This window comes from Stenotrophomonas sp. P5_B8 (genome assembly GCF_054049855.1).
Map to the genome: position 1 here is coordinate 1 of NZ_JBFULO010000682.1, position 1310 is coordinate 1310.

The 1310-nt window shown below is 67.4% G+C and carries 3 protein-coding genes; all 3 read right to left on the reverse strand.

The genetic code is table 11. The features are described from left to right. Nucleotides 1-415, reverse strand: a 415-nt coding sequence (locus tag ACXJKH_RS20640) for a phosphorylase family protein (RefSeq protein WP_457322182.1), incomplete at its 3' end; no start/stop codon positions are given. Then, nucleotides 415-969 carry a hypoxanthine-guanine phosphoribosyltransferase gene (locus tag ACXJKH_RS20645; RefSeq protein ID WP_312236549.1) on the reverse strand — a complete coding sequence of 185 codons (555 nt, stop codon included), beginning with the start codon at nt 967-969 and terminating at the stop codon, nt 415-417. The genes ACXJKH_RS20645 and ACXJKH_RS20640, both read right to left, overlap by 1 nt. Beyond that, a partial coding sequence (locus tag ACXJKH_RS20650) for a glycoside hydrolase family 3 N-terminal domain-containing protein (RefSeq protein ID WP_457322184.1) occupies nt 969-1310 on the reverse strand: 342 nt, incomplete at its 5' end. The genes ACXJKH_RS20645 and ACXJKH_RS20650, both read right to left, overlap by 1 nt.

Sequence of the window (1310 nt, forward strand, 5' to 3'; positions counted from 1 at the left end):
GCATCGGCGTGTAGGGATGCCCAAAGTCCACGTGCAGGACCTCGCTGCCCGGCTCTTCACTCAGGGTGGAGATACGGCCCCAGGTGTAGTCGATCAGCTGGTCCGGGCAGGCCAGTACGCGCGGGCCGCAGTGTTCGGTGATGCCGCCGACCGTGTTGAGGGCGAGCACGCGTGTGGCACCGATCTGCTGCAGCGCGGCAAGGTTGGCGCGGTAGTTGATCTTGTGCGGCGGCAGTGAATGGCCTTCGCCATGGCGGGCCAGGAAGGCCACGCGCTGGCCGAGCAGCGTACCGACCCGGATCGGGCCGGACGGCGTGCCGTAGCGCGTCTCCACCTGGTGGCTGCTGACATCATCCAGCTGGGCCAGTTTGTAGACGCCGGTACCGCCGATGACGGCGAGTGAAATCGCTTCCATCATTCCTTCATCGCATAGATGGCCGGCACGCAGCGCAGCGTTTCGTTGACGTCCATGCCGAACCCGAACACGTAGCGGTCCGGCAGGTCGATGCCGGCGTAGTCGGCCTTGACGTCGGGCAGCGCACGGTCGTGTTGCTTGACCGTCAGCGCGGCGATGCGCACGTCGGTGGCGCCCTGCTCCAGGCACCAGGTACGCACGCCCTGCAGGGTGTAGCCCTCGTCGAGGATGTCATCGACCAGCAGCACGCGACGGCCGAACAGCGCGGTGGCCGGCTTGTGCTTCCACACCAGGTCGCCGCCGGTGGTTTCACCGCGGTAACGGGTGGCGTGCAGGTAATCGAACTGCACGTCCTGACCGCGCGCGCCCAGTTCCAGCGCAAGCTGGCCGGCGAACGGCAGCGCGCCGTGCATGATCGACAGGAAGAGCGGCACTTCGCCCTTGTAATCGCGCGCGATGGCGTCGGCGATGGCGGCGATGGCCGTGTCGATGGTGGGACGGTCGACCAGCAGGTCGGCCTGGGCCAGGGCCTGGGAAATGGTGAGGTTGGGCATCAGACGGTTCTTCCAAGGGTGTCAAGCAAACGGGATTGGGTGGTGCCATGGCGGGTATCGGCCAGCAGGCCGTCCCAGCCCAGCGCGCCGCGACCGATCAGACCGATCAGCGCAGCGGTGTTGAGGGTGCGCGGCTGGACCGCGCGCAGCGATTCTTCGACCAGTTCGGGATGGCAGACCAGCACCACGTCGCAGCCGGCATCCAGGTGTGCGTCCACGCGCGCCTTCACCCCGCCTGCGGAGAACGAGGCAGCCATGCCGATGTCATCGGAGAACACCACGCCGCGGAAGCCCATCTCCCCGCGCAGGATCTGCTGGATCCAGCGCGGCGAGTAGCCGGC